Source organism: Pseudooceanicola nanhaiensis DSM 18065 (assembly GCF_000688295.1).
GTDB classification, from domain to species: Bacteria; Pseudomonadota; Alphaproteobacteria; order Rhodobacterales; family Rhodobacteraceae; genus Pseudooceanicola; species Pseudooceanicola nanhaiensis.
On the sequence record NZ_JHZF01000013.1, the window covers coordinates 1,300,461 to 1,327,115 of the forward strand.

The window sequence follows — 26,655 nt, forward strand, 5'->3', positions numbered from 1 at the left end:
CGCGGCACAGGCGCCCCCGATCCCCCCGGAGGCGCGCGTTCCGCGATGACCAAGTTCTTCATGACCCTCGCCCGCGCGATGGCCGTGCTCGGCGGCGTGGTGCTGACCGCGATCATGCTGCTGACCTGCCTGTCGGTGCTGGGCCGGGGCGGCAACACCTTCCTGCACTGGGAGAGTTTCGAGGCGCTGGCCCCCGGCCTGTCGGCCCGGCTGCTCGAGACCGGCATCGGCCCGATAGGCGGCGATTTCGAGCTGGTCGAGGCGGGCATGGCCTTCTGCATCTTCGCCTTCCTGCCGCTGGCGCAGATCTCGGGCGCGCATGCCTCGGTCGACATCTTCACCAGCTACATGCCCGAGCGCTTCAACCGGGTGCTCTCGGCGCTCTGGGAGGTGCTCTTCGCGGTGGCGCTCGTGGTGATCGCGTGGCGGCTCTACGAGGGGATGGCGTCGAAGATGCGCTACGGTGAGACGACCTTCATCCTGCAATTCCCGATCTGGTGGGCCTATGGCGCGAGCTTCGCGGCCGCCTGCGTGGCGGCGCTCGTCGGGCTCTTCACGGCGGCGGTGCGGGTGATGGAGCTGGCGACCGGTCGGACCATCCTCGTCACCGGAGAGGCGGGCGCGTGAGCAATATCGAAATCGGCCTGTGGTCCTTTCCGGCCCTGATGCTTCTCATCTTCCTGCGCATGCCCATCGGGCTGGCGATGTTCGCGACCGGGATGGTCGGGCTGGGGCTGATCAATGGCGGCAATGCCGTGGGGCTCGCCAAGCTGAAGACCGAGACCTATTCGACCTTCTCGAGCTACTCGCTCTCGATCGTGCCGCTGTTCCTGCTGATGGGCCAGTTCGCGACCCTGGGGGGCATGAGCCAGGCGCTGTTCCGCGCGGCCGAGAGCTGGCTCGGGCACCGGCGGGGCGGGGTGGCAATGGCCGCCGTCGGCGCCTGCGCGGGCTTCGGGGCGATCTGCGGCTCCTCGCTCGCGACCGCCGCCACGATGAGCCAGGTCGCGCTGCCCGAACTGAAGCGCTACGGCTACTCGGGCGGGTTCTCGACCGCGACGCTGGCCGCCGGGGGGACGCTGGGGATCCTGATCCCGCCCTCGGTGATCCTCGTGATCTACGCGATCCTGACCGAGCAGAACATCGCCAAGCTCTTCCTCGCGGCCTTCATCCCGGGGATCCTTGCGGCCATCGGCTACATGATCACCATCGCGATCTACGTGCGGATCAACCCGAAATCCGCGGGCACCCGTCCCGCGATGCCGATGGCGGAGCGGTTCCGCGCGCTGGTCGACGTCTGGCCGGTGATGCTGGTCTTCCTCGCCGTGGTGGGCGGGATCTACCTCGGCTGGTTCACCCCGACCGAGGGCGCGGCCGTGGGTGCGCTCGGCACCGGGCTGATCGCGCTGGTGAACGGCGGGCTGCGGGGGCGGGCCTGGCTCGAATGCTTCTACGCGACAGCCCGCAACACCGCGATGATCTTCTTCATCGTGCTGGGCGCGGCCATCTACAACGGCTTCCTCGCGCAGACGCAGGTCCCGCAGGAGCTCAGCCGCTGGGTCCTCGAACAGGGCTTCTCCGCCTGGACCGTGCTGACGATGATCCTCGTGCTCTACCTGATCTTCGGCTGCCTGATGGACAGCCTCTCGATGATCCTGCTGACCATCCCGATCTTCTTCCCCATCGTCTCGACCCTCGATTTCGGGCTGGGGCCGGAGGAATTCGCGATCTGGTTCGGGATCATCGTGCTGATCGTGGTCGAGGTCGGGCTGATCACGCCGCCGGTCGGGATGAACCTGTTCGTCATCAACTCGATGGACCGCGAGACGCCGATCTCGCGGACCTACGGGGCGGTCATGTATTTCGTCGGGTCGGACATCCTGCGGGTCATCCTGCTGGTGCTCTTCCCCGGCATAACGCTGGGACTGCTGCGCCTCTTCCACTGACGGCGCGGCGCGAAGGCGCGGAGACACAAAGAGGAGGAGAGACATCATGGATATCACGGATGGCATCGGGGCGATCGTCACCGGGGGCGGCAGCGGACTCGGCGCTGCCACGGCGCGGCATCTCGCGTCGCTGGGTGCGAAGGTCGGCGTGCTCGACTTCAACGCCGAGGGCGCGCGCGAGGTGGCCGACGAGATCGGCGGGCTCGCGCTGCACGTGAACGTGGCGGACGAGGCGCAGGTCGAAACGGCCTTCGCCGAGTATATCGACTGGGCCGGTTCGGCCCCCCGGATCGTCAATTCCTGCGCCGGCATCGGCACCGCGGCGCGGGTGGTGAACCGCGACGGCGACCTGTCGATCGACAAGTTCCGCCGCACGCTCGAGGTGAACCTCGTCGGCACCTACATCGTCATGTCGAACGCGATCAAGGCGATGTCGTCGCTCGAACCGCTGGGCCGCGACGGCGAACGCGGGGTGGTCATCAACACCTCCTCCGTGGCCTATCAGGACGGCCAGCTGGGCCAGGCGGCCTATGCCGCGTCGAAGGGCGGCGTCGCCTCGCTGTCGCTGCCCGTGGCGCGCGAGACGGCACGCTCGGGCATCCGGATCATGGCCATCGCCCCGGGCCTCTTCGCCACCGCCATGGCGGCGGGCCTGCCCGAGGACATCCAGAAGGGCATCGAGGCCAACATCCCCTTCCCGCCGCGCTTCGGCGATGCCGAGGATTACGCCCTGATGGTCGAACAGATCGTGCGCAACAAGATGCTGAACGGCTCGACCATCCGGCTTGACGGGGCGGTCCGCCTGCCGCCGCGCTGAGGCGATGGCGGAGCCCCCGGTGGACATGCCGGCCGCGCAGGCCGGGGAGCGCCTGCCGGACCACCGGCTCAGGCGGCTGACGGGCTATGCGCTGCGGCTGGCCTATCACCGCCTGAAGAACGAGGCCTCGCGGGTGCTGGAGGGGTTCGGTCTCAGGACCCGGACCTTCTCGGCGCTCGCGATCATCTGCGACACGCCGGGTCTGCGGCAGACGCAGCTGGCCGAGGTCCTGCACATGGAGCGGTCCAACACCGTCACTCTGGTCGACGCGCTGGAACGCGGCGGGCTGATCCAGCGCCGGCAGGTGCCCGAGGACCGCCGCTCCTACGCGCTGCGCGCCACGGCCGAGGGACGCCGCGTCTGTGCCGCCGCCACCGCCGCGCTGGAGGCGCAGGAGGACGCGGCGCTCGCCGGGCTGAGCCCGGAGGAGCGCAGGCTGCTGCTGGGTCTTCTGGCGAAGGTGGACGGGGGCTAGGGCCGCGCGTCAGGGATCGAGGCGGCGCGCCTCGTCCACCAGCATGATCGGGATGCCGTTGCGGATCGGGTAGGCGAGCCCCGCCGCCTCGCTCACCAGTTCGTTCGCGTCCTGGTCGTAGCTGAGCGTCGTGTGGCTTTCCGGGCAGATCAGCGCCTCGAGCATTCGGCGGTCGAAGGCCGGGGCAGAGGGCGCCGTGGTCTCGGGCACGGGTGGGACGTTGGCTTCGGTCATTGCATGATCTCCTTCCCGTTGCCGCCACGCAGCATGTATTCCAGCAGCGTAACGAGCGTCTCGCGGCGGGTCGAGAGCGATGGCGCCTCGAGCAGCGCCTGCTTGTCCTCGGGCTCGAAGCGCAGGAGCATCGAGAGCGAGTTGATCAGCAGCTCGTCCTCCGCCTCCTTCAGGGTGTCCCAGTCGGTGTCGAGCTGGCGCTCGTTGAAATAGCGCGACAGCAGGTCGAAGAAGCGCGCCCGGTCGAGCTCGGTGTCGCTGTCCACGGGGCCGAGGTCGCGCTCGAATCCCGCCCAGTCGACCTCGCACCGCCGGTAGGGGGTGAAGCCGTCAAGCTCGCGCTTCACGCGATACCGCGAGATGCCGGTCAGCGTGATCATGTAGCGCCCGTCCTCGGTTTCCGAGAACTGCGTCAGCCGTCCGGCACAGCCGATGGTGTTCAGCTTCGAGGTGCCGTCCGGCTGGTCGTAGGGCTGGATCATGCCGATCAGCCGATGCGACGTCTTGAGCGTGTCGTCCAGCATCGCCAGATAACGCGGTTCGAACAGGTGGAGCGGAAGTCGCGCCCGCGGGAGCAGAAGCGCCCCCGGAAGCGGGAAAACCGGGATCACGTCGGGCAGGTCGGCCGATTTCATCATACGTCGGAACTAGCCCGCCCGCCGGATCAGGCAAATATCATGGAACTGAGTTTCCGGCGGCCGTGGAGCACCACCGGATCGTTCGGCTTCAGCGCATCGAAGATGGTGAAAAGCTGCGCCCGCGCGGCCCCGTCGTTCCAGTCGCGATCGCGCCGGAACAGCTCGAGCAGCTCGTCCACGGCCTCCTGCACCTGGCCGCTCGCATGGAGCGCCTTGGCCAGGTCGAACCGCGCCTGAAGGTCGTCGGGATCGGCCTCGACCTTAGCCGTCAGCTCGCCCACCGGACCGACGCCGGCCGCCTGCTTCTTGAGCTCGAGCTGGGCATGGGCGGCCTCGACCTCGGGCGATTTGGAGATCTGCACGGGCGCGCCGTTCAGGATCGCCTCGGCCTGCTCCAGATCGCCAAGCGCGATATGGGCGCGGACCAGCCCGCCATAGGCCGCCGCGTGTTCCGGATCCTCCTGCAGGATCGCGGCGAAGGTCTGGGCGGCATCCTCGGCCGCGCCCTCGGCCAGCATCTCCTCGGCCGCGGCAACCGCGTCGTCGAGCCCGTTCGAGGCATCCCCGCCCGCGGCCTCGATGGCGCGCTTGATGAAGGCGTCGAGCTCGGATTGCGGCACGGCGCCCTGGAACAGGTCGACCGGGCGGCCCTTCACGAAGGCCACCACCGTCGGGATCGACTGGAGCGGCAGGCCCTGCTGGGCCAGCGCCTGCGCCAGCCGCTGGTTCTGGTCGACGTCGATCTTGGCAAGGGTCACGGCGCCCTTGGCCTTGGTCACCGCCTGCTCCAGCATGGGGGTGAGCGTCCTGCAGGGGCCGCACCAGGTGGCCCAGAAGTCGACGATGACGGGGGCCTGCATCGAGGCCTCCACCACGTCCTGCATGAAGTTCGCTTCGGTGACGTCCTTGATCAGGTCGCCTGCGGGCTGTTCGGGCTGCGTCTGTCCGCCGAGTTCGATCATCGCTGCCAATCCTTGGGGTCTGGGTGTCTGCGTTCGGGTTCTATATGGACCGCGGGGGCCCGTGTGCCAAGGGGCGCATGGGGTCCGAGAGCCGGGAGAGGGGCGTGACGCCGGGCTGAAGCCCGGCGCCCGGTCAGAGATCGAAGGTCGCGAAGACCGGCACATGGTCCGAGGGCTGCTCCCATCCCCGCACGCTGCGCAGGATCTGCGAGGAATGTGCCGCGTTCGAGATGTCGGGCGTGGCCCAGATGTGGTCGAGCCTGCGGCCCTTGTCGGCGGCGTCCCAGTCCGGCGAGCGGTAGGACCACCAGGAATAGAGGTTGCCCTCCGGCAGGTCCTGCCGCGTGATGTCGACCCATTTGCCCGCATCCTGCGCCTGGGCCAGGTGCTCGACCTCGACCGGGGTGTGGCTGACCACCTTGAGAAGCTGCTTGTGGTTCCAGACGTCGTCCTCGCGCGGGGCGATGTTCAGATCGCCCACCAGGATCGACCGCTCGGGGCGCTCGGCGTGGAACCAGTCGCGCATCCCGGTCAGGTAATCGAGCTTCTGGCCGAACTTCACGTTCACCTCGCGGTCCGGCTTGTCGCCGCCCGCGGGCACGTAGAAATTGTGGATCACGGTGCCGTCCTCGAGCCGGCCCGCGACATGCCGGGCGTGGCCAAGCGCCGCGAAATCCTGGTCGCCCGCGTCCTCGATCGGCAGTTTCGACAGGATCGCCACGCCGTTGTAGCCCTTCTGACCGCGCGCCAGCATGTAGCGATAGCCGAGCGCCTCGAAGACCGGGAACGGGATCTTCTCGACCGGGCTCTTGCATTCCTGCAGGCAGAGGATGTCGGGCGTGTGGTCGGTCAGCAGCCGCGAGACCAGCGCCTCGCGCAGGCGGACGGAGTTGATGTTCCAGGTGGCGAGGGTGAAGGGCATGGGCGGGCTCCGGTCGATGACGTCAGGGGGCAGGGGTCCAACCTGCGCGGTCCGGAGTCAACCCCGGGCCGCCCCCCGCCGGCGCGCCTGCCGCAGGTCGGGGGGACCATGGGCGCGCGGCGCCAACCAGATGTGGCGTGCGCGCGTCAAGATCGCCCCAAATGAAGGTGTGCGCTTGCCGGACCGGCACCCGCCCGGCAGTGTCTGCGCGAGACTCACAACCGGAGCGGACCCTTGATCGTCGCGGAATCCATCGGCTTCGCCGCCACGCATACCATCTCGAGCATCCTGGCCGAGCTTCCGGGCTTCCGGGTGACCCACGGGTCCCAGAACTTCGAGACGGCGGGCGCCATCGGCACGCCGGCCCAGACGCCCGAGGATTTCGCGGCCAGCATGGTGGCGGCCGGAGACCGCGGCGAGCGCCCCGTCGCCCTGCACACGCTGTTCGATCCGCGCCGGATGCAGCCGGTCTGCGCCGGGCAGGGGATCCGCTACGCGCTGCTGCTGCGCGATCCGCAGGCGCAGGTGGAGAGCTGTTACGCCTGGGCCGCGAAGAAGACGCTCGACGGGGACGAGAGCACCTTCGTCTCGGCGATGAAATCCGCGCTGCCGGTGCTGCCGGGGCTGGGCATCCGGGCGACGCTGCCGAACCTGCTCTACGCCTATGCGCTGAACCACGTCTGCCAGTTCAATGTCGTGGGCCTCGACACCGGCGCGCCGGTGCTGAAGATGGAGGAGCTTCTGTCCGACGAGGCGCTCTTCCGCGATGCCTTCGATGTCGGGGCCGAGGCCGAGATCCCTCATTTTTCGGGCGAGGCGCGGCATCTGGCCTCGCACCGCGCGCGGGAGGGGCTGGAAGCGCTCGCCGCGCCCGAGCGCGCGACGATCCGCGCGCTCTTCCCCGTGCGGGCCGGCGCCACCGTGACGACACTGGCCGAGCTGGGGACCCGGCTGGGCTACGCGGCCTGAGCCGCCCGGACCGTCTCCAGCACGGGCCGCAGGTAGCCCAGGAAGACCTCCGGGTTCTCGGACATCGGGAAATGGCCCATGTCGGGCATGATCGTCACCTCGATGCCGAGCGCCTCGGCGAGGGCGCGGCTGTCCTCGGGGCGGCAGGAGAAATCGTATTCCCCGGTCAGCAGGTGCAGCGGGCAGGCCGCCACGTCGATCTTCGCCAGCTCGTCGCGGATGTCGCCCTCGGCCCCGCGGTAGAAGTGCAGGTCGCCCCTGAAGATGCCGGGCCCGCCCTGCATGTAGTGCCAGCGCGTCTCGTCCACGTGTTCGGACGGAGAGGTCGGGGCCATCAGCGAATGCGCGAAGGCGCCGCACATCCGCCCGCCGTGCACATCCGCCCGGTCGAGCCAGCCGGTGTCGTAATAGGGGTCGACATGGGCCGAGCTCTGCAGGCCGATGAGCGCCCGGAACGCCTGCGGATGATGCCGCGCGAGGTGCAGCACGATGCGTCCGCCGATCGAGCAGCCCATGGCCACCGGGCGGTCAAGCTCGAACGCCTCGCAGAACGCCATGATCTGGGCGACGTAATGCGCGGCGGTCAGGCTGTAGTCGTCGTCGACGGTGCCGGGGGCCGGGGACGATTTCCCGTGCCGGGGCATGTCGAAGACCATGACGCGGAAGTGACGAGTGATGTTCGGATCGTTCAGCACCGCGCGGTACTGGCGCCCGTCCGAGCCCGCGGTGTGCAGGCAGACGAGCGGGATGCCCTCTCCGGCCTCTTCCCAGTAGATGCGATGCCTGACCCCCTCGATCGCGATATGGGCGTAGCGGCCGAGGATCGGTTCGATGTCGAGGGCCATCATGCCACCTCCGGTCTGAGCGAGGCGAGAAGCCGCTTGATGTACATGAGGTGCTGCATCATCGGCAGCAGGTTGCCCTCCCACGCCATCCGGCCGTTGCGGAGCAGCGCGTAGATGTCGTGGTAGCCGGGGCGGGGCACGGCGGCGAGGAACGCCTCCCAGTCGCCCGGGGCGGCGGAGAGGCGGGTGTCCCACGACGGCGTGACATGCGGGCCCCGGCGGGCCTCGGTCACGGAGCCGTCGCGGATGATGAGCAGCGTGTCCTCCTCGCCCGCGCGCAGCATGAGCCGCATGTCGAGCCCCCGGGCCTGCGCCGCCAGCGGCGTGCCCGGCCCGGCGGTCCGCGTCAGTTCGTCGAACATGATCCCTCCCGTGTCTCCTCGGGTCAGCCTAGCAGGGTGCCGTGAGGGCGCGAGGAAAATCTGGCGGCGAAATCGGGGTCCCGGGGCTTCGCAGGGGCCGGCGCATCGGGTAGTCTGCGCGGCAAAACGCGCCGGAACTGGCAGGGGCATGGGCAGGCACATCTTTCACATTCTTGGCGCGCTGGCGCTGGTTCTGACGCAGGCGGGCACGGTCCCGGCGCAGGATTTCACCGGGCTGGCAAGGGTCGACCCGGCCGAAAGCGGCCTGCGCGAGACCGCCGGGGGGCTGACCGTCGAGCTGGCGCTGAGCCAGGGGGTGCCGTGGCGGGTCTTCACGCTCGACGCCCCGCCGCGGGCCGTCTTCGACTTCCGCGAGGTGGACTGGTCGGGGCTGGCCGGCGGGGCCTTCGGCGACGGTGTGCGCTTCGGCGGTTATCGTCCCGGCTGGTCGCGGCTGGTCGTCGACCTGCACGGGCCGCTGGCGCTCGACCGGGCCGGGCTTCAGGTGGATGCCGAGACCGGCCGCGCCCGGCTCGTCGCCCGCTTCGCCGAGGTCGGGGCCGAGCGCTTCGCCGCCCTCTCCGGCGCGCCGGAGGATGCCGGCCCCTGGGACGAGGCGACCGCCGAAGCCGTGCCGGCGCCCGATGCTCCGATGGTCGTGGTGATCGACGCGGGCCACGGCGGGATCGACCCGGGCGCGGAACGCGAGGGCCTTGTCGAGAAGGACCTGATGCTGACCTTCGCGCGCGAGCTTTCGGACGTGCTGATCCGGGCGGGCAACGTGGACGTGGTGCTGACCCGGCCCGACGACAGCTTCGTCTCGCTCGAGCGCCGGGTGGAGCTGGCGCATGAGGTCGGCGCGGATGTCTTCCTGTCGCTCCATGCCGACGCGCTGTCCGAGGGCGGCGCGCGCGGCGCGGTGGTCTACACCCTGTCCCAGACGGCCTCGGACGAGGCGTCGGAGAAACTGGCCGAGCGGCACGACCGCGACGACCTGCTCTCGGGCGTCGATCTCACCGGCAAGGACGACGTGGTGGCGGGTGTGCTGATGGACCTCGCCCGGACCGAGACGCGACCGCGCACGCACCGGCTGGCCGATGCGCTGGTGGCGGCCTTCCGGGCTTCGGGCGCGCCGGTCAATTCGCATGTCCGGCGCTCCGCGGGCTTCTCGGTGCTGAAGGCCCCCGACATCCCCTCGGTCCTGATCGAGGTGGGGTTCCTGTCGGACAAGCGGGACCGCACCAACATCGCCGACCGGGCCTTCCGGGCCAGGGTCGCCGCGGCGATCCGCGACGCGCTGGCCGCCTGGGCGCTGGAGGACGAGGCGCTGGCGCCGCTTCTCAGGCAGTGAGGACCCGCGAAAACGGTTGATCGGAGGGCGGAAACCCGGTTCTTTGCGCGGACCCAGGAGGAAGGCCGATGCCAGACACACCGTTTCCCGGTCTCCCGCCGATCCGGCGGGTGAGCTACGCCATGCTCGGCACCGCGCTCCGCCGCGCGCTGGCCGACATGGGCCGTGCGCCGCTCTACGGGTTCCTCTTCAGCCTGCCCTACGTCCTGATCGGCTGGATCCTCATGTGGGTGACGCTGCACACCGGGCAGAGCTACTGGCTGATCTTCGCCGCGGTGTCCTTCCCGCTGATCGGCCCCTTCGCGGCCGTGGGGCTCTACGAGGTCTCGCGCCGGCTCGAGAAGGGGCGGCCGCTGGCCCTGGGCGCCGTGCTCTCGGTCGTGACGCGGCAGGGCGGGCGGCAGCTGCCCTCGCTCTGCGCGATCATCGTCTTCCTGTTCCTGGTCTGGTTCTTCATCGGCCACATGATCTTCGCCCTGTTCATGGGGCTCTCGGTGATGACCAACGTCTCCTCGTCCTACGAGGTCTTCCTGACGCCGAACGGCCTGACGATGCTGGCGGTCGGCACCGTCGTCGGCGCCGGCTTCGCGCTGCTGCTCTACATGATCACGGTGATCGCGCTGCCGCTGCTGCTCGACCGCGAGGTCGATTTCGTGACTGCGATGATCGTGTCCTTCACCACGGTCACGGTGAACCCCGGGCCGATGCTGGCCTGGGGCGCGCTGGTCGCGGCTCTGACCTTCGCGGCGATGATCCCATGGTTTCTGGGCCTGTTCCTGACCCTGCCGCTCCTGGGCCACGCGACCTGGCATCTCTATGACCAGATCGCGGGGAAGGGGCCTCAGTAGTCCTTTTCGTAATAGAGGCCGAGGCTGGTGTCGCCCTCGTCCGACAGCCGTCCGCTCGCGCGGATGTTGTCGGTCACGTCGAGGTTGATCGAGATCGTGCTCTCGCCGCCGCTGGTCACCTCGACGTCGGTATAGACGTTCTCCGAGATGTACTTGCCCGCGCGGATCGCGGTCTCGCCCTGGTCGGTCTGGGTGATGTCCAGATCGTCGAGCCCGAAGTTCTCGCGGATCGAGCCCACGACCCCGCCGTTCGACCGGCCGGTGAGCGTGGCCACGGCCACCGCCAGCTGTGCCGCCTGGAAGGTCGAGAGCGATTGCAGGTCGCGTCCGAAGAAGAGCTGCGCGAGCACCTCGTCCTGCGGCAGGTCCGGTGTCGAGGCGAAGGTCACGTCCGGCGAGGTGGCCGAGCCTTCGACGATCACGTCGATGGTGTAGTCGGACGTGGTGTTGCGCGCGACGAGCCGGATGACCGGGTCGAAGCTGCCCTCGAAGCTCAGCGTGCCCTCCACGAGGTTGAGCCGCTTGCCAAGGATGTCGAGCCGCCCGCGCACCAGGTCGAAGGTCCCGACCGGCCGGATGTTGGACAGCGTGCCCTGCAGGCGGATGTCGCCCCGCAGCTCGGCGTCCAGACCGCGGCCGCGGATGAAGATCGACTCGTCGGTCCGCACCAGCACGTCGAGCCGGAGCGCACTCGTGCCGCCGCCGGCGCTGCCGCCGCCGGAGCCCGAGCCCGAGCCGTCGCCGACGAGGCCCGCGCGCACCCGCGTGATATAGCTGGGCCGGGATTCGTTCAGGTGGGTGATCTCGGGGATCGCCTCGACCCCGCCAAGACCGCCCGAGGGGATACGCACCTCGTTCTGGCTCAGCCCGATGGTGCCCGAGACAAGCCCGCCGCCGGTGATCGGCCCGTTGACGTCCACGGTGCCGTTCAGGACCGAGCTGAAGAGCCCGGGCCGCTCGACCCGCACGTTGCGGATGCTGGTCGAGAGGTTGGCGTTGAAGGGCGCGCTCAGCCCGACCGGACCCGAGACGGTGATCGCCCCGCCGCCCATCGTGCCGCGCAGGTCCACGTTGGCCTGACCGTTCGAAAGGTTGATGGTGCCGCCGAGGTTTTCCAGCGCGAGCTGCAGCTCGGGCAGGACAAGCTGGGCGTCCTGGACCGTCACCTGACCGGAGAGCGCGTCGAGCCCCGGCTGGCCGGACATCCGCAGGTCGAACCGCGCGAGCCCGGTGAGGGAGTTCGGCGTCAGGAACGGATTGGCCAGCGCCAGCGGCGCGGAGCCGTTGATGGTCAGGTCGACCCCGCCGTCGGGCAGGAGGATCCGCCCCGATACGGTTGCCGTCGTGCCGCCGGCGCCTTGCACCTGGACGTCGAGCTGGGTGGTGTCGCCGCTGCGGCCGATGTCGCCGCGCACGGTGAGCGGGCCGCTCAGGTTGCTTTCCAGCCGCCCCAGGTCGTCGAGCCGGGCGTTGAAGCGCAGGTCGATGGCCTCTGCGCCCACGGTGCCCGAGGCGCTCATCTCCACGGCGTTGCCGTCGAAGGTGAACTGGCTCAGCGCCAGCGTGCCGCTGCCGGTGTCGTAGGTGCCGCGCATGGTCACGCGGCTGGTCCCGGTCAGCAGGCCATCGACCACCGGGTTGCCGATGCCGATGTTGGTGCCCGTGGCGTCCAGCGTCAGCGCGTAGGAGGCGCCCTGCTGGGTGACGGTCGCGTTGAACTCGAGCGGGCCCGCGGTGCCGCCGGTGAACCGGGCGGAATTGTCGAGCTGGCCCGACAGTTCCAGCGCACGCTGGCCCTCGGTCAGGTTGCCCGAGGCGAAGAGGCTGACATGCGGCGTCACCAGGTTCAGCCCCTCGAGGGTGATCTCCTCGCCGACGACGAGCGTCAGGCTCAGGTCGGTCTCGCCCCGGAAGAGCCCGTCGACCATGGCCTGCCCGATGCCGATGTCACGGCCGCCGCCGCGCACCTCGATGCGGAAGCCTTCGGGCACCTGGGTGATCTGCGCGTTCAGGCCGATGGCGCCCGCAACCGCGCCCGGGCCGCCCGTGAGGAGCGCGGAGTTGCGCAGGAAGGTGCGGACTTCAACGTCGATCTCGCCGGGGGTGATGTCGCCCTCGGCGGTGACCTCGAACTGCTCGGTGCTCAGGCGGAAGTTCTCGAGCGTGTTGCCGTCCTCTCCGATCTGGGCCTTGTAGGTGAAGCTCGCCCCGCCGGCGAGCAGGCGGTCGACCTGCTCGATCCCGGTGATCAGGTCCGTGCCGGTGCCGACGCCGTCGATGTGCAGCCCGTCGGGCCGCATCTCGAGCCGCCCTTCCAGGCTGACCGGCCCGGCTTCGGTGCCGGTGAAGATGCCCGCGTTGGCCAGCGTCACGTCATAGGCGATCTCGCCCGAGCTGCTGGCCATGGTGCCGGAAGCGCTGCCCTCGATCTCGGGGTTGGAGAGCGTGAGGTCGCGGATCTCGAGCCCCTCGGTCGTGCGCGAGACATCGACCTTGAGCCGGGTGACCGGGTTGATCAGCGGATCGAGCGGCGCGACGCCGATCGACAGGTCCTCGGTCCCGCCCTCGGCCACGAGGTCGAAGGTGCCGCCGACGAGATCGGCGCGCAGGTCGAGCGCGAGGTCGGCCGCGCCGCTGAGGTTCATGCCCGACACGGGGGCGAAGGCCGAAAGGTCCTGCGCCTGCATCCGGGCATCGGCCCGCAGCTCCATCGTGCCCTCGCCGGGGACCAGGTCGATATCGCCGGTCAGCCCGTAGGTCTCGCCGGTGACGTCGAGGCCGCGGATCTCGACCGGGCCTTCGCCGGCCCAGTCGATCCGGGCGCTGCCGGTGATGTCCTGGCCGAGCGCCTGGCCGACGGCCTCGTCCTCCGCCACGAGCCCTGCCGCGGCAAAGGTGACATCCGCGCCGAAGCTGGCGTCCGCGCCGGTCACGATGTTGCCGTCGAGGTCGAGCGTCAGGCTCTCCGCCGTGTAGCCCGGCATCTGGAAGCCGAGCACGGCGAAATCGCCCCGCACGGCGGTGTCGGCGGCGGAATCGAACTGCACGTCCAGCGTGGTCGAGGCGACCGAGATCCCGTTGCCGAAGGGCAGCTCGATGCGGCTGCCGTCCTCGGACTGGATGCGCCCGGTGACGTCGAAGGCGACCGGCTGGAAATCCCCCGTCAGCCGGGCCGTGCCCTGCAGGTCGAGCGCCGCGGCGCTCAGCTCGAACGACGCGAGGTCGAGCGCGCCGTCGGCGGCGACGGTCCCGGCAGCGGTCAGGCCGACCTCGGTGCCGAAGAAGTCGCGGTATTGCTGAAGGACAAGCGCGGTGATGTCGCCGCCGAGGTCCACGGTGAAGTCGCGCCCACCTTCATCGTTTGCGGCCAGGGTCACGGCGCCCGTCAGCCGGTCCTCGCCGTCGGTGTCGAGGTCGATCTCGGCCCGGTAGTCGTCCAGCGGCCCGGTGCCCGAGACGGTGAGGTCGATGGCCGGATCGCCCGGCAGATCCATCAGGCTCGAGGCGATGCCGCCCGACGGTTCGCGCAGCGTCAGGTCCACCGCCAGCGTGGTGTCGGCGGGGTCATAGGACGCGTCGATGCTGAATTCGCCCGGCGCGTCGAGACGGTCGACCTTGATGTCCACGTCCATCCCGCCGTTCTCGAGAGAGGCGCTTCCGGTCAGCGTCAGTGTCGCCGCCTGTCCGAGCACGGCCTCGCCGAGGACGAGGTTGTCGACCGCCACGTCGTCGATGTCGATCGCCACGCGCAGGTTCGGAATGCGGAAGCCCGTCGCCTCGGGAGCCGGGGTATCGTCCTCGATCGCCTCGGGAAGGCGGGTGAGGGTGATGGTCTCGGCGGTGAGCGTGTTGATCTGGAGCCGGCCGCGCAGCAGGGCGGAGCGGTTCCAGTCGAGCTCGGCATTGTCGATCTCGAGCCAGACGCCCTCTTCGTCGGCGATGGTGAGCCGGTCCATGGTCGCGTTCGAGAAGATGCCGCCCGAGAAGCCCGAGATGTTCACGACGCGGCCCGCGTCGGACAAGGCGTTCTGGATCAGCCGGATGGTGAAGCTCTCGCCGTCGTCGGACGGCGTGTCCTGGGCGCCGGCCGGAAGGGCGAGGCCCGTGACCAGCGCGAAGAGAAGAATAAACCGTTTCATCAGAATGCCTGCCCGATCCCGACATAGATGCCGTATCCGCTTTCCCCGGAGATCGGCACGGCGATGTCGAAGCGCACCGGTCCGATGGGGGTGTAATAACGTCCGCCGATGCCGGCGCCCGCGTGGTCGTCGCCGCCCGAGAAGTCCGGGCCGGGGCTGACGTAGCCGTAGTCGACGAAGCCGACCACGCCGATGCTGTCCGTGACTTTCGCCCGGATCTCGCCCGAGAGGCCCAGGAAGCTGCGGCCACCGACAGGCTGGCCAGCGACGATGGCGCCGCTCAGGGACTGGTAGTCCTGACCCCGCACCGTGCCGCCGCCGCCCGAGAAGAACAGGAATTCCGGCGGCGTGCCCTCGATCGAGGCACCAAGGACCGAGCCGGCCTGAACCCGTCCGGCCAGCGTGAACCGCTCCGAGAAGGAATAGAAGGCGCGCAGGTCGGTCGAGAGCCGCGCCCCGCTTTCCGAGCCGTCGATGCCGAGGAACGGGATCGCGCCCACCTCGGTGTAATAGCCGCTTCTCGGATCGAGCTCGTCGTCGCGCCGGTCCCATGTCAGGTCGCCGCGCCCGAGGACGTGGTTGAAGTTGCGCTCGCCGTAGGCGTCCTCGACGCGGGCGAAGCGGACACCCAGCCCGAATTCGCCGGTGAGATCCTCGCTGAAGTAGCGCTGCACGCCGGCGATCGCCTCGAAGAGGTCCGAGACATAGGCCGGCTCGTCGTTGTGTTCGAGCGTGATGCGGAAGCGCGCGTCATTGTCCGGATGCAGGAAGGCCGGCCGCGTCAGCTGCGCCGTGAGCCCGTAGTCGATGCCGCCGGAATCGCCGCCGACCCCGCTGACGTCGCCGTCGATGCGGAAGCGTTCGGCCCCCCCGAAGAGGTTGCGGTGCAGCCAGTAGGCGTTGGCCGCGGCCCCCTCGTCGCTGCTGAGCTCGAGGCCGAAGCCGAAGCGGCGGGGCAGGGTGTCCTCGACATCGACGATCATGTCGAGCGAGCCGTCCCGGTTCGGCACCTCGGCCTCGTCGACGACCGCCGAGCGGAAGGCCCCGGTGCGGCGCAGGCGTCGCTGGGCCTCGCGCACCTCCTGCGGCGAGAAGGCCTCGCCGGTCGGGATGCCCGCGATGGCGAGGATCCGCTCCTGCCGCACGGCGCTGGTCTGGCTCCGTTCGCTCAGGAGCGCGCGTCCGAACCGCAGGAACGGGCCCGGCGCAAGGTCGATGCGCGACCGCACGGTGGCGTTGGCGTGTTCCGCGACAATGTCCTGCCCCGCGACGTCGGCCTTCGCGTGGCCCGCCTCGCGCCAGTCGTCGACCCCGTCCTGGGCGGCCCGGCGGATGACCGGGGTGGTCGCGGTTTCGCCCACGCGGTAGCCTTCCACCGGCTCGGCGTCCCGTGGCAGCGGCGCGATCTGCGCCCGCGAAAAGCGGTAGCGCGGCCCCGGCACGACTGTGATCAGGATGTTGTTGACGCTGGCCACGCGCCGCAGCGGCGAGACGTCCGCCGCCTCGGTCCCGTCGAGCTTGATGGAGACCACGCCGCCGAAATAGCCGTTCTCGTAGAGCGCCGCCACCATGCGCTGGTAATCGGCCTGCGCGGCGGCAATCAGCTCCTGCCCGTCGGTGGTGCCCTCTTCGACCGCGCCGAGCGCGAGGGACGCCGCCTCGAGGTCCTCCTGCAGGTCGGAGCCGGCGCCGGTGGCGACCAGCCGGGCTTCGGTGGCGTAGAGCTGTGATGCGGCGAGAACGGTGACCGTGCACGCGGTGAGAAGAGAGCGAATCATGGGGATGCACGGCCTCGGATTATCGTATTCGTCATTGACCCGACGATAACACGTCACGGCCCGGAGGCCAGTCACACTTACCCCGAGGTCAGTCGCCGGCGCGAAGCGTTGCCGACTCCCTTCAGTTCGCGTCCGGGGCCCCTGGTGGCCGACACCGCGAGCCTGGTCGCGCCCGCGTCGTTCTTCCGGAGGTTGTCAGCGCTCCCGGCGGGCGTGAGGCTCCCGGGGCAGCGGAAAGGGCGGCCCGTCTCCGGTGCCGCCCCCATCAGTCATGCGCTCGCCGCGCCGTCGCGAAGCGCGCTCAGATCAGCCCGGTTTCCGCGAGCATGCCGCGGCGCTTGGCCTCGTAGTAATAGCCGCGCGCGTACCATTGCACCGCTTTCGGCTCGCTCCCGTCCGAAACCATCCAGGCGCCGCGAAGGTATTTCACCGCGTATTTCAGGTTGGTTTCGGCGTCGAGCAGGTCGCCCGCGCTGCCGCGGAAGCCCATCGAGCGGGCGGTGGCGGGAAGGATCTGCATCAGGCCGTAATAGGGGCCGTTGCGGGCGTGGGGCCTGTGCGTGCTTTCGCGGACGATCACGCGCTGCACAAGCGATACGGGAACCTCGTATTCGTCGGCGTACTTGACGATCAGCTCGCGGAGCTCCGGGGTTTCGTTGGGATAGAGCGGCGCCGCGAAGGCGGCGCGGGTCACTTCGGGTTTCGGTGCGCAGGCCGCAAGCGATAGCGCTGCGACAAGCACCAGCAAACGACGTCTTGTGTGGGGCGTCATCCGGAACCGTTCCTCTTGCCTGTCCATCTCGTGGCACCGTGATTACGACAGGCATCGTCTCTGCGCCAAGCGCGGAGACTCCGCATGGGCAGACCTTCGCCGATCGGCGAGGTCGCTAGTCGAAGATCCCGGCGACGCGTCCCAGCAGCATGAAGGCCCGCGCCGTACGGGTGTTCGACAGGTCGGACAGTTCGGCATCCGAGGCGCTTGGTTCAAAAGCCTGCACCATCCGGTCGAAAAGTCTCAGGAAATGATGCGCGGCGTCGCGGAAGATCGGGTCCTGTTTCATGCGCCCGGCGGCCAGCGCGAGCGAGGACCGGTCGCGGATCCCGCCGAGCGGCGCCACGGGTTTGCCGCGCGCGCCCTCGGCGAAACGGCGCCAGACCTCGGGGCGGGCCATGTCGGGTTTCAGGTCGTCCATGTAGATGCCGTCCTGGCTTAGCAGGGTCAGCACGTCCTGCGCGGCCTGAATCAGCTGCGCCGCCTGCCGGTCCTTCAGCGCCCGGCGGAGCGCGGCGAATCCCTCCTCGTCCTCGGCGGTCTCGGGGAAGTTCAGCGCGCGGATGAAATCCTCCCGCTCCAGCGGCGGGGCGGTGTCCTCGGCCCGGGTGCCGAGCGGCAGGGGGGCCTGGTCGTCCTGCGGGGGCTGCGGCGGCGGGGCGAGGGGGCGGACCCGCTCGCGCGAGGACGAGAAGGTCGCCAGTGCCGTCTCGGTCTTGCGGGTGGCGGCCGCGATCTCTTCGAGCTTGCGGGCCACGGCGGGCTCCCCGGCCGCGCTCTGGCGCTGAGACTGCGCGACATAGGCCTGCCGGATCGCGTCGATCGCCGCCTGCAGCCGGGCGCTTTCCTCGCGCATCACCCGGGCCGAGCGCGCGGCCGTCGCGGCGACCCAGATCATCGCGACCGGCAGGAAGACCGCCATCAGCGTCATCACGAAGCGCAGGCTGTCGAAGGTCGCGGACTCGGTCCCGGTGGCGCTGTCCGTCGCAAGGAAGAACAGCGCCGAGCCGCAGAGCCAAAGGCCCGACAGCACCAGCGCCGCGATCTCGATCCCGGACAAGCCGCCGCGCTGCGGCCTGTCATAGATTCCCAGCGGGGTGGGGCGTGACTGGGGGTTCTCGCTCATGCGGGCCTCGTCCGATCCGTCGGGGCGTTCGGTCATGGCCGGCTCCCCCGCGGGTTACTTATAGACGATGTCGAGAATTTCGTAGGCCTTGTCACCCCCCGGTGTGCGGACTTCCACCGAGTCGCCCTCTTCCTTGCCGATCAGCGCGCGGGCGATCGGCGACTTGATGTTCAGAAGGCCCTTCTCGATGTTGGCCTCGTGCTCGCCCACGATCTGCCAGGTCTTCTCCTCGTCCGTGTCCTCGTCGACGAGGGTGACCGTGGCACCGAACTTCACAGCGCCCGACAGCGATTTGGGGTCGATCACGTCGGCCAGGCCGATGACGCCCTCGAGTTCCTTGATGCGGCCCTCGATGAAGCTCTGCTTCTCGCGGGCGGAGTGATACTCGGCATTCTCCGAGAGGTCGCCATGTTCGCGCGCCTCGGCAATGGCCTTGATGATCGCAGGGCGCTCGACAGACTTCAGCTGCTTCAGCTCGGCATTGAGCTTGTCGTAGCCGGCGCGGGTCATCGGTATCTTTTCCATCCGCCTCGTCCCTTCCTCGGGCAATGACAGAGGGGCCCCGTGAGGCCCCTGCTGCCGGATTCATCCGTCGAGACAGGGAACAGGATCGGAGGGGCGAATGCAAGGGAAAGTGGCGGGGGTTAAGACGGGCGGGAGCGGAGATTCGCGGAAGGCGCAAGGGAGCAGGATCGGGCGCGGCCGCGCGGCAAGGCGGGGTGGGTTCTTCACCCCGCCCTCGTCCCGTCCGATCCCGCACAGGCGCCGACACGGCAAGACCTCCAGGCCACCGCGTCAGCGCTGGTGCGACGCCACCTCCCACTCGATCCCGTCCCCGTCGAGGAAATAGAACCGCCGTCCCGGCGCGTAATCGCCGTGTTTCATCGGCTCGAACCCGGCCGCCTTCACCCTGTCCTCCACGGCGTCGATATCCTCGTCCGTGAAGACCGCGAGATGGTTCAGCATGCCCACCGAATGATAGCGCTTCCCCTCGACGCGCTCGCCGGAGCCGTAATCCGTCAGCGCCACATAGGCGTCTTCGGTGCCCAGGTGCACCCCGTAGCTGCCACCCGCGCCCGGCCCCTCCCACCGGATCCTCCAGCGGAAGATCCCGGCCAGCACGGCGGCCGAGGCCTTCGGGTCGGACACGGTGACGTTGGCATGTTCGAGACGGATACCCATGGCTTCTCTCCTTTCGGGGGATTCGATCTTGCCCCAGCCTGCGACCTCAAGTTAACTTCAGCTCAAGCGGAAACTGCAGGAGGCCCGCATGAAGGACGGTCTGCCCATAGGTTACGTGTCCGAACGCACCGGCCTCGCCGTCTCGGCCATCCGGCACTATGAATCCGAGGGGCTCGTGAAGGCGTGGCGCAATGCAGGGGGGCAGCGCCGGTTCGAGCGGTCGGACATCCGGCGGCTCTCCTTCGTGATGATCGCCCAGAAGCTGGGGTTCTCGATCGCCGAGATCCGCACCCAGCTCGAGGTGCTGCCCAAGGGCCGGACGCCGACGGCGGGCGACTGGCGGAGGATTTCCGAACATTTCCGCGCCCAGCTCGAGGCGCGCATCGACGCGCTGACCCGGCTGCGCGACGATCTCGACGGCTGCATCGGATGCGGGTGCCTGTCGCTCGAGCGATGCCGCCTGCACAACCCCGGCGACCGGCTGGCGGCGCAGGGGCCGGGGCCGCGCTCCGGGCCCGGACGGGTGGTCACGGATGTGCAATGACGCCGCGTTCCCCGGAAAACCTGTGCCGGAACGCGATAGAGCACTATTGTCATGATTGACCGTCCGGCAAGGAACGGTCTATCTGCCTGCGCAAGAATATTACCAGAAACGCCACCCGAGGAGGGGAAGCCGGAATGTCCGACGTCGAACGCGAAGCCATGGAATACGATGTGGTCATCGTCGGGGCCGGGCCTGCGGGCCTGTCGGCCGCGATCCGTCTGAAGCAGCTCGATCCCGAGCTCTCGGTCGTTGTCCTCGAAAAGGGCTCCGAGGTCGGGGCGCATATCCTCTCGGGCGCGGTGCTCGACCCCTGCGGTCTCGACGCGCTGATCCCCGACTGGAAGGAAAAGGGCGCGCCGCTCAACACGCCCGTGAAGGTCGACAACTTCTACATGCTGGGCGAGGCCGGCAAGGTCCGGGTGCCGAACTTCCCGATGCCGCCGCTCATGAACAACCACGGCAATTACATCGTCTCGATGGGCAATGTCTGCCGCTGGATGGCCGAACAGGCCGAGGGGCTGGGCGTCGAGATCTTCCCCGGCATGTCCTGCTCGGAGCTGGTCTATGACGGCGACCGGGTGAAGGGCGTCGTCGCCGGCGTCTTCGGGCTGGAGCCCGACGGGTCCATCGGTCCGAACACCGAGCCCGGGATGGAGCTGCACGGCAAGTACGTCTTCATCGCCGAGGGCGTGCGGGGCTCGCTCTCGAAGGAGCTGATCCGGAAATACGACCTCTCCAAGGGGCACGAGCCGCAGAAATTCGGCCTCGGCATGAAGGAGATCTGGGAGATCGACCCCGCCAAGCACAAGGAGGGCACCGTCTCCCACACGATGGGCTGGCCACTGGGCGGCAACGCCGGCGGCGGGTCGTTCATCTACCACGCCGAGAACAACCAGGTGTTCCTCGGGTTCGTGGTCCACCTGAACTACAAGAACCCACACCTCTTCCCCTACATGGAATTCCAGCGGTTCAAGACCCATCCGATGGTCAGGGACCTGCTCGAGGGCGGCAAGCGCGTCGCCTACGGCGCGCGGGCGATCACCGAGGGCGGCTATCAGTCGATGCCCAAGATGGTGGTGCCGGGCGCGGCGCTGCTCGGCTGCTCGGTCGGCATGGTGAACGTGCCGCGGATCAAGGGCAACCACAACGCGATGCTCTCGGGCAAGGCCGCGGCCGAGGCCGCCTATGCCGCGATCCAGGAGGGCCGGCAGGGCGACGAGCTGAGCGACTACGAGACCGAGGTCCGCGAGGGCGCCATCGGCCGCGACCTGAAGAGGGTCCGCAACGTGAAGCCGATGTGGTCCAAGTGGGGCCTGACCTCGAGCCTCGCGCTCGGTGGGCTCGACATGTGGACCAACACGCTCGGCTTCTCGTTCTTCGGCACGATGGGCCATGGCAAGACCGATGCGGAGGCCACAGAGCCCGCGGACAAGCACAAGCCGATCGACTACCCGAAACCGGACGGCAAGCTGACCTTCGACCGGCTCACCAACGTCTCCTTCTCGATGACCAACCACGAGGAGAGCCAGCCGTCGCACCTGAAGCTGAAGGATCCCGAGATCCCGGTGAAGATCGACCTGCCGAAATACGCAGGCCCCTCGCAGCGCTATTGCCCCGCGGGCGTCTACGAATTCGTGCAGGAGGACGGGCAGGAGCCCAAGTTCGTGATCAACTTCCAGAACTGCGTCCACTGCAAGACCTGCGACATCAAGGACCCGCCGCAGAACATCAACTGGACGCCTCCCCAGGGTGGTGACGGGCCGAATTACCCCAACATGTGAGCAATCCCGCGCCAATCGGCCGTTCGTTGCAAATTTGTGATGCCGTGTCCCCATGTCGGGGGCGCGGCATCATTGATTTGGACGCAGGCCTGCGGTTACGCTTGATTCAATGAAGAACCTGTAAGGGGAACGGCATGGCATCGAAACGGATCCGGGCGCTGGTCGCCGCGGCAGCACTCCTCGCCACCACCGCGCCAGTCGCGGCTCAGGGCGTTTCGGGTGATTACCTGGCAGCACGACAGGCCCGCCTTTCGAGCGATTACCGGGCGGCCGTCCACTATTACATCCGGGCCCTCGGTGCCGATCCCAAGAACCCCCAGATGCTGGAAGGTGCGGCGCTGTCGCAGCTCTCGCTCGGCGCGCTCGAGAAGGGCGTCCCGATCGCGCAGCGCATGGACGACAACGGCGTCCGCAGCCAGATCGCCAGCATGGTGCTCATCGCCGACGACGTGACCCATGACCGCTGGCAGGCGGTGCTCGACCGGGTCGCGGCCGACCGCGGCGTCGGACCGCTGGTCGACGGGCTGATGACCGCCTGGGCGCTTGCGGGGCAGGGCGACATGACCGGGGCGCTTGCCGCCTTCGAGAAGGTCGAGGGGCAGCGCGGGCTGCGCGGCTTCGCGCTCTATCACCGTTCTCTCGCGCTGGCCATGGTCGGCGATTACGAGGCCGCCGAAGCGATCTATACCGACCAGAAGGACGGCCCGCTGCAGATGACCCGCCGCGGCGCCATGGCCCGGATCGAGGTGCTGAGCCAGCTCGGCCGGAACGACAAGGCGATCCAGCTGATCGAGGCGCTGTTCGGCACCGACCTCGACCCGGCGCTGGCCGAGATGAAGCAGGCCCTGGAGGCCGGCGAAGAGCTCGAGTTCACCCATGTCCGCAAGGCATCGGACGGCGTGGCCGAGGTGTTCTATTCGGTCGCCGCCGCGCTGCGGGGCGAGGCCTCCTACGATTACACGCTGCTCTATTCCCGCACCGCCGAGCATCTGCGCCGAGATCACATCGACGCGCTGCTGCTCTCGGCCGAGCTGCTGGAAGACCTCCAGCGGCCCGAGCTGGCGGTCGAGACCTACCGCCGCGTGCCGCATGACAACCCGGCCTTCCACGCCGCGGAACTGGGCCGCGCCGCCGCGCTGCGGACCGCCGGCAAGGACGATGCCGCGATCGAGGTGCTGGCGCAGCTGGCCGAGACGCATTCCGACATGCCGGTCGTGCATGCCACGATGGGCGACTTCCAGCGCGGCCTGAAGAACTATGCCGAGGCCGTGCGCGCCTATGACGCCGCGCTCGAGCTCTACGGCTCCGAAGACACCTCCCGCTGGTTCGCGCTCTATGCCCGCGGCATCTGCCATGAACGGCTCGGCGACTGGCCCGCGGCCGAGAAGGACTTCCGCGCGGCGCTGGAACTGAACCCGGAGCAGCCGCAGGTGCTGAACTACCTCGGCTATTCGCTGGTCGAGGCGAACGAACACCTCGACGAGGCGCTGTCGATGATCGAACGCGCCGCCGCCGCCCGGCCGGAAAGCGGGTACATCATCGACAGCCTCGGCTGGGTGCTCTACCGCATGGGCCGCTACGAGGACGCCGTCGCCTACATGGAACGCGCGACCGAGCTGATGCCGGTGGACGCGGTGGTGAACGACCATCTCGGCGACGTCTACTGGGCCGTCGGCCGCGAGATGGAGGCGCATTTCCAGTGGCTCCGCGCGCTCTCCTTCGACCCCGAGGACAAGGACGCGACCCGCATCCGGCGCAAGCTGAAGGTCGGGCTGGACGCGGTGCTGGCCGAGGAAGGCTCCGAGCCGCTGACCGTCGCGGGTGACAACCGCTGACACTCCAGGGCACGGCGGTCGCGGCCTTCGCGCCCGCAAAGATCAACCTCGCATTGCACGTGACCGGCCGTCGGCCCGACGGCTATCACCTGCTCGATTCCCTCGTGGTCTTCGCCGACATCGGCGACCGGCTGAAGGTCGCGCTGTCGCCGGGCGCGCCCTCGATGACGGTCACCGGCCCGATGGCCGAAGGGGTGCCCGCGGATGGCCGCAACCTGTGCCTGCGGGCCGCCTATCTCTTCGGCGCGGATGCCGCGATCGCGCTGGAAAAGCACCTGCCGGCCGAGGCGGGGATCGGGGGCGGCTCCTCCGACGCGGCCGCGGTCCTGCGGGCGCTGACCGCGCTCACCGGCCGCCCGGTGCCGCCGGGGACCGAGGCGCTCGGTGCCGACGTGCCGGTCTGCCTCGACGCCCACGCCACCCGGATGCGCGGGATCGGCGAGGTGCTGGCCAAGGTCCCCGCGCTGCCGCCGCTGAACGCCGTGCTGGTGAACCCCGGCGTGGCGGTCCCCACGCCCGAGGTCTTCCGCCGCCTCGCCACGCCCGACAATGCCCCGATGCCCGAGCTTCCGGCGCTGGCCGACCCGGCGGCGCTCGCCCTGTGGCTCGGGGACACGCGCAACGATCTGGAAGCCCCCGCGCGCGAGGTCGCGCCGGTCATCGGAGAGGTGCTCTCTGCGCTCGAGGCGCAGCCCGGCTGCCTTCTGGCCCGGATGTCGGGGTCGGGCGCGACGTGTTTCGGCCTCTACCCCGACACGGACAGCGCCGGAAAGGCCGCCGCCGCCCTGCGGGAGGCGCAGCCCGGCTGGTGGATCCACCCGACGATCCTGCGGTGACGCCCGGACCCGGTGACGCGGTGCGCAGAAGACGAAGCCTGCGAAGGGCGGTGCGTGTCTGCACGCACCGCGCCGCTTACCAAAGCGACGCCTTCGCCCGCTCCGGCCAGCTCCGGTCATAGGCGTCCCCGCCGACCTCGCCCTGGGTGACGTCCGCGAGCATCTGCCCGACGGTGGGCAGGGCGGCGCTCTCGTCGCCCGCGCTCCACGTCCGGGCCCGCATCAGCGCCCGGGCGCATTGCGCGTAGATCTCGGAGATGGCGATCACGATCACCGTCCGGGGCCGCTTGCCCGCGCGCTCGAACCGGGCGCAGAGCGCCGCGTCCGCCGTGACGCGGGCGGTGCCGTTGACGCGGATCACGTTGTTCGACCCGGGCACCATGAACATCAGCGAGATGCGCCCGTCCCGCACGATGTTGCGCAGGGTGTCGATGCGGTTGTTGCCCTTCCAGTCGGGCAGGGCGAGCGTGGTCTCGTCGAGTTCCAGCACCACTGGGCCGTCATCGCCCCGGGGCGAGCCGTCGGTGCCCTCGGGCCCCACGGTCGAGACCATGCAGAGCCGCGAGGCCATGATCCACTGCCGGTAGGTCGGCGTCAGCCGGTGCGCCACCTTGCGCATCGCGGCGTCGCCGGGCGTGCCGTAATGCGCCTCAAGCGCCTCGATCGTCGTGAGAAATTCCATAGGGGTTGAACCCTCCTTCCCGCATCAGGGCATCCGACCGGGTCTCGACCACGGTCTCGAGCCGCTTCATGAAATGCGCCCGGTCGAGGCCCGGCTCGATCGGATCGAGGAACTCCAGCACCGCGAGCCCCGGCTTGCGCAGGATGCCCCGGCGTGGCCAGAACACGCCCACGTTCGTGGCGGCGGGCACGCAGGGCTGTTCGAGCTCGCGGTAGAGCACGGCGGCCCCGACCTTGTAGGGCACATGGACGCCGGGGGCCACGCGGGTGCCCTGGGGAAAGATGATCAGCTGTCCGGGCGGAGAGGTGCCGTCCGTCACGCCCGCGACCATCTGGCGGATCGCCTCGGCCCGGCGGCCGCGGTCCACCGGCACGCAGCCGATCCGCATCGCGTACCAGCCGAGGAAGGGGGCATAGCGCAGGATCGCCTTCATGATGAACTTGGGCGCGGGCGTCGCGTTCACGATCATGATGATGTCGAGGAACGACTGGTGCTTCGAGCAGATCAGCACCTCGTCCGTGGGCACCGTGCCGCGGATCTCGGTCCTGAGCCCGAGCATCCAGCGCGCCGTCCAGAGCACCCAGCTGGTGTAGTGATGCACCGCGATCTGCGCCCCGTCCCGGCGCAAGAGCGCGACCGGGACGTAGGCGATCGCCATGACCGCCATCACCAGATACATCTGCACGATGAAGAGCGCCGAGAAGACGTATTGCAGGGGCCCGTGTCTCATGGGATCTCCGCCAGTCTGCGCCGCGCGGCGGTCCGGGTGGCCCAGAAGGCGACCATGCCGGCCAGCGGCGGCAGGATCAGCGGCCAGAGCCAGTGCCAGCCCTGGAACCCCAGGCCGGTGAGGAAGCCGCCCTCTTCCTGCGCGGGCGGCAGGATCAGGATCGCGAGCACCCCCAGCACCATGCCGACCGCCGCCCCCGACAGGGCGCGCAGCGTGAAGCGGCGGACGAAGGCCCGCGTGATGTAGCTGTCGCGCGCCCCGACGAGGCGGAGCACCGCGATCACCTGCGTGTTGGCCGCCAGAGAGGCCTGCGCGGCCAGCGTGATCATCGCCGCCATCGCGGTGCCGATCAGCAGGATCGACACGAGGCCCAGGAGCCGCAGCCGCGAGGCCGCGGTGACCAGCGGCCGCCGCCAGCGGGTGTGGTCGTCCAGCACCGCGCCCGGCACCTCGGCCTGAAGCCGCAGGCGCAGCCCGGCGGCGTCATAGCCGGTGCCGTCCTCGACGATCTCGACAAGCTGCGGGATCGGCAGGGTCTCGACCGGCACGTCCGGGCCGAACCACGGCGCGAGCAGGGCGCGCTGTTCCTCGACCGACAGCGCGCGGGCCGAGGCCACGCCCTGCGTCGTCTCGAGCACGCGGAGGGCGGCACGGGTCTGCGCCTCCATCTGTTCGGCCGGGGCCGAGATGCGCAGGGTCGAGGTGCGCGCCAGTTCCGAGGACCAGCGGTCGGCCAGCCGCCCCGTGGCCAGCGACAGGGCAAGGGCGAAGACGGCGAGGAAGGTCATGACGGCCGCGGAAAAGAGCGTCAGCGTCGCGGTATGCCCCGTCGGCGGGACCACGCGGTCGGCCTGCGCATCGCCGCGGAGCGCGGTCATCAC

The 26,655-nt window shown here is 69.4% G+C and carries 26 protein-coding genes; 11 read left to right on the top strand and 15 right to left on the bottom strand.

Annotation, left to right across the window (positions count from 1 at the left end; genetic code table 11):
• The first annotated feature begins 45 nt into the window (after positions 1–45).
• Genes Q344_RS0116400 through Q344_RS0116415 form a run of 4 tightly spaced genes read left to right on the top strand, consistent with a single transcriptional unit; the run spans position 46 to position 3,238 of the window.
• A complete protein-coding gene (locus tag Q344_RS0116400; protein WP_028287708.1) occupies positions 46–627 on the top strand; it encodes a TRAP transporter small permease in 582 nt (193 codons plus the stop codon).
• Positions 624–1,946, top strand: coding sequence for a TRAP transporter large permease (locus tag Q344_RS0116405; RefSeq protein WP_028287709.1), 1,323 nt, complete (start codon positions 624–626; stop codon positions 1,944–1,946). The genes Q344_RS0116400 and Q344_RS0116405 overlap by 4 nt, the downstream gene beginning before the upstream one ends.
• Before the next feature lie 46 nt (positions 1,947–1,992).
• On the top strand, positions 1,993–2,763 hold the full coding sequence (locus tag Q344_RS0116410) for an SDR family NAD(P)-dependent oxidoreductase (protein ID WP_028287710.1): 771 nt from the start codon (positions 1,993–1,995) through the stop codon (positions 2,761–2,763).
• A 25-nt stretch (positions 2,764–2,788) separates the two neighbouring features.
• Complete coding sequence (locus tag Q344_RS0116415; RefSeq protein WP_036539741.1) at positions 2,789–3,238, top strand: MarR family winged helix-turn-helix transcriptional regulator; 450 nt, start codon at positions 2,789–2,791, stop codon at positions 3,236–3,238.
• 9 nt (positions 3,239–3,247) lie between these two features.
• Here the strand turns inward: Q344_RS0116415 and Q344_RS0116420 are convergent, their stop codons facing one another.
• The 4 genes from Q344_RS0116420 to Q344_RS0116435 all read right to left on the bottom strand — a co-directional run bounded on the left by Q344_RS0116420 (position 3,248) and on the right by Q344_RS0116435 (position 5,994).
• The gene (locus Q344_RS0116420) at positions 3,248–3,472 is read right to left on the bottom strand and encodes a Trm112 family protein (RefSeq protein WP_051630698.1); all 225 of its coding nucleotides are present in this window, start codon (positions 3,470–3,472) and stop codon (positions 3,248–3,250) included.
• Positions 3,469–4,110: an LON peptidase substrate-binding domain-containing protein gene (locus Q344_RS0116425; RefSeq protein ID WP_028287713.1), complete on the bottom strand. Its 642-nt coding sequence runs from the start codon at positions 4,108–4,110 to the stop codon at positions 3,469–3,471. The genes Q344_RS0116420 and Q344_RS0116425 overlap by 4 nt, the downstream gene beginning before the upstream one ends.
• A 26-nt stretch (positions 4,111–4,136) precedes the next feature.
• A complete protein-coding gene (locus Q344_RS0116430) occupies positions 4,137–5,072 on the bottom strand; it encodes a thioredoxin family protein (RefSeq protein WP_028287714.1) in 936 nt (311 codons plus the stop codon).
• Positions 5,073–5,205: 133 nt separating this feature from the next.
• The gene (locus tag Q344_RS0116435) at positions 5,206–5,994 is read right to left on the bottom strand and encodes an exodeoxyribonuclease III (RefSeq protein ID WP_028287715.1); all 789 of its coding nucleotides are present in this window, start codon (positions 5,992–5,994) and stop codon (positions 5,206–5,208) included.
• 234 nt (positions 5,995–6,228) lie between these two features.
• Here Q344_RS0116435 and Q344_RS25210 point away from each other — a divergent pair, with 234 nt between their 5' ends.
• A complete protein-coding gene (locus Q344_RS25210) occupies positions 6,229–6,963 on the top strand; it encodes a hypothetical protein (RefSeq protein WP_051630700.1) in 735 nt (244 codons plus the stop codon).
• Here the strand turns inward: Q344_RS25210 and Q344_RS0116450 are convergent.
• Both Q344_RS0116450 and Q344_RS0116455 read right to left on the bottom strand, forming a co-directional pair.
• Positions 6,951–7,811 carry an alpha/beta fold hydrolase gene (locus Q344_RS0116450; RefSeq protein ID WP_211249923.1) on the bottom strand — a complete coding sequence of 287 codons (861 nt, stop codon included), beginning with the start codon at positions 7,809–7,811 and terminating at the stop codon, positions 6,951–6,953. The two genes, Q344_RS25210 and Q344_RS0116450, sit on opposite strands and share 13 nt — an antisense overlap.
• On the bottom strand, positions 7,808–8,170 hold the full coding sequence (locus Q344_RS0116455; protein WP_051630702.1) for a hypothetical protein: 363 nt from the start codon (positions 8,168–8,170) through the stop codon (positions 7,808–7,810). The genes Q344_RS0116450 and Q344_RS0116455 overlap by 4 nt, the downstream gene beginning before the upstream one ends.
• A gap of 148 nt (positions 8,171–8,318) precedes the next feature.
• Between Q344_RS0116455 and Q344_RS0116460 the strand changes: the two genes are divergently transcribed.
• Together Q344_RS0116460 and Q344_RS0116465 are read left to right on the top strand one after the other, a co-directional pair.
• A complete protein-coding gene (locus Q344_RS0116460) occupies positions 8,319–9,521 on the top strand; it encodes an N-acetylmuramoyl-L-alanine amidase (RefSeq protein WP_028287719.1) in 1,203 nt (400 codons plus the stop codon).
• A gap of 68 nt (positions 9,522–9,589) precedes the next feature.
• Positions 9,590–10,369 carry a DUF2189 domain-containing protein gene (locus Q344_RS0116465; protein ID WP_028287720.1) on the top strand — a complete coding sequence of 260 codons (780 nt, stop codon included), beginning with the start codon at positions 9,590–9,592 and terminating at the stop codon, positions 10,367–10,369.
• Here Q344_RS0116465 and Q344_RS0116470 read toward each other — a convergent pair.
• The 6 genes from Q344_RS0116470 to Q344_RS0116495 form a co-directional block, all read right to left on the bottom strand.
• Positions 10,363–14,508, bottom strand: coding sequence for a translocation/assembly module TamB domain-containing protein (locus Q344_RS0116470; RefSeq protein ID WP_028287721.1), 4,146 nt, complete (start codon positions 14,506–14,508; stop codon positions 10,363–10,365). The two genes, Q344_RS0116465 and Q344_RS0116470, sit on opposite strands and share 7 nt — an antisense overlap.
• The gene (locus Q344_RS0116475) at positions 14,508–16,286 is read right to left on the bottom strand and encodes an autotransporter assembly complex protein TamA (RefSeq protein WP_028287722.1); all 1,779 of its coding nucleotides are present in this window, start codon (positions 16,284–16,286) and stop codon (positions 14,508–14,510) included. The genes Q344_RS0116470 and Q344_RS0116475 overlap by 1 nt, the downstream gene beginning before the upstream one ends.
• A gap of 301 nt (positions 16,287–16,587) precedes the next feature.
• Positions 16,588–17,058, bottom strand: coding sequence for a lytic transglycosylase domain-containing protein (locus Q344_RS0116480; protein ID WP_028287723.1), 471 nt, complete (start codon positions 17,056–17,058; stop codon positions 16,588–16,590).
• Between the two features lie 115 nt (positions 17,059–17,173).
• Positions 17,174–18,220: a hypothetical protein gene (locus Q344_RS0116485; RefSeq protein WP_036539393.1), complete on the bottom strand. Its 1,047-nt coding sequence runs from the start codon at positions 18,218–18,220 to the stop codon at positions 17,174–17,176.
• A gap of 18 nt (positions 18,221–18,238) precedes the next feature.
• A complete protein-coding gene (gene greA / locus Q344_RS0116490) occupies positions 18,239–18,709 on the bottom strand; it encodes a transcription elongation factor GreA (protein WP_028287725.1) in 471 nt (156 codons plus the stop codon).
• A 270-nt stretch (positions 18,710–18,979) separates the two neighbouring features.
• Positions 18,980–19,366 (bottom strand): VOC family protein, encoded by a 387-nt coding sequence (locus Q344_RS0116495; protein WP_028287726.1) that lies wholly within the window; start codon positions 19,364–19,366, stop codon positions 18,980–18,982.
• Positions 19,367–19,454: 88 nt separating this feature from the next.
• Here Q344_RS0116495 and soxR point away from each other — a divergent pair, with 88 nt between their 5' ends.
• The 4 genes from soxR to Q344_RS0116515 all read left to right on the top strand — a co-directional run bounded on the left by soxR (position 19,455) and on the right by Q344_RS0116515 (position 24,362).
• On the top strand, positions 19,455–19,910 hold the full coding sequence (gene soxR / locus Q344_RS24235) for a redox-sensitive transcriptional activator SoxR (protein WP_036539397.1): 456 nt from the start codon (positions 19,455–19,457) through the stop codon (positions 19,908–19,910).
• 134 nt (positions 19,911–20,044) lie between these two features.
• Entirely contained in the window at positions 20,045–21,691 is a 1,647-nt protein-coding gene (locus Q344_RS0116505; RefSeq protein ID WP_028287727.1) for an electron transfer flavoprotein-ubiquinone oxidoreductase, read from the top strand.
• A 134-nt stretch (positions 21,692–21,825) separates the two neighbouring features.
• Positions 21,826–23,526: a tetratricopeptide repeat protein gene (locus Q344_RS0116510; protein WP_028287728.1), complete on the top strand. Its 1,701-nt coding sequence runs from the start codon at positions 21,826–21,828 to the stop codon at positions 23,524–23,526.
• On the top strand, positions 23,523–24,362 hold the full coding sequence (locus Q344_RS0116515; RefSeq protein ID WP_028287729.1) for a 4-(cytidine 5'-diphospho)-2-C-methyl-D-erythritol kinase: 840 nt from the start codon (positions 23,523–23,525) through the stop codon (positions 24,360–24,362). Before Q344_RS0116510 ends, Q344_RS0116515 begins: the two co-directional genes overlap by 4 nt.
• A gap of 76 nt (positions 24,363–24,438) precedes the next feature.
• On the opposite strand, the gene Q344_RS0116520 is transcribed toward Q344_RS0116515, so the two are convergent.
• From Q344_RS0116520 to Q344_RS0116530, 3 genes are read right to left on the bottom strand one after another with little or no spacing between them, the layout of a single operon-like run.
• Positions 24,439–25,044 carry a pyridoxamine 5'-phosphate oxidase family protein gene (locus Q344_RS0116520; RefSeq protein WP_028287730.1) on the bottom strand — a complete coding sequence of 202 codons (606 nt, stop codon included), beginning with the start codon at positions 25,042–25,044 and terminating at the stop codon, positions 24,439–24,441.
• Positions 25,013–25,774, bottom strand: coding sequence for a lysophospholipid acyltransferase family protein (locus Q344_RS0116525; protein WP_028287731.1), 762 nt, complete (start codon positions 25,772–25,774; stop codon positions 25,013–25,015). Before Q344_RS0116525 ends, Q344_RS0116520 begins: the two co-directional genes overlap by 32 nt.
• Positions 25,771–26,652, bottom strand: coding sequence for a cell division protein FtsX (locus Q344_RS0116530; RefSeq protein ID WP_028287732.1), 882 nt, complete (start codon positions 26,650–26,652; stop codon positions 25,771–25,773). Before Q344_RS0116530 ends, Q344_RS0116525 begins: the two co-directional genes overlap by 4 nt.
• Positions 26,653–26,655: the final 3 nt, after the last annotated feature.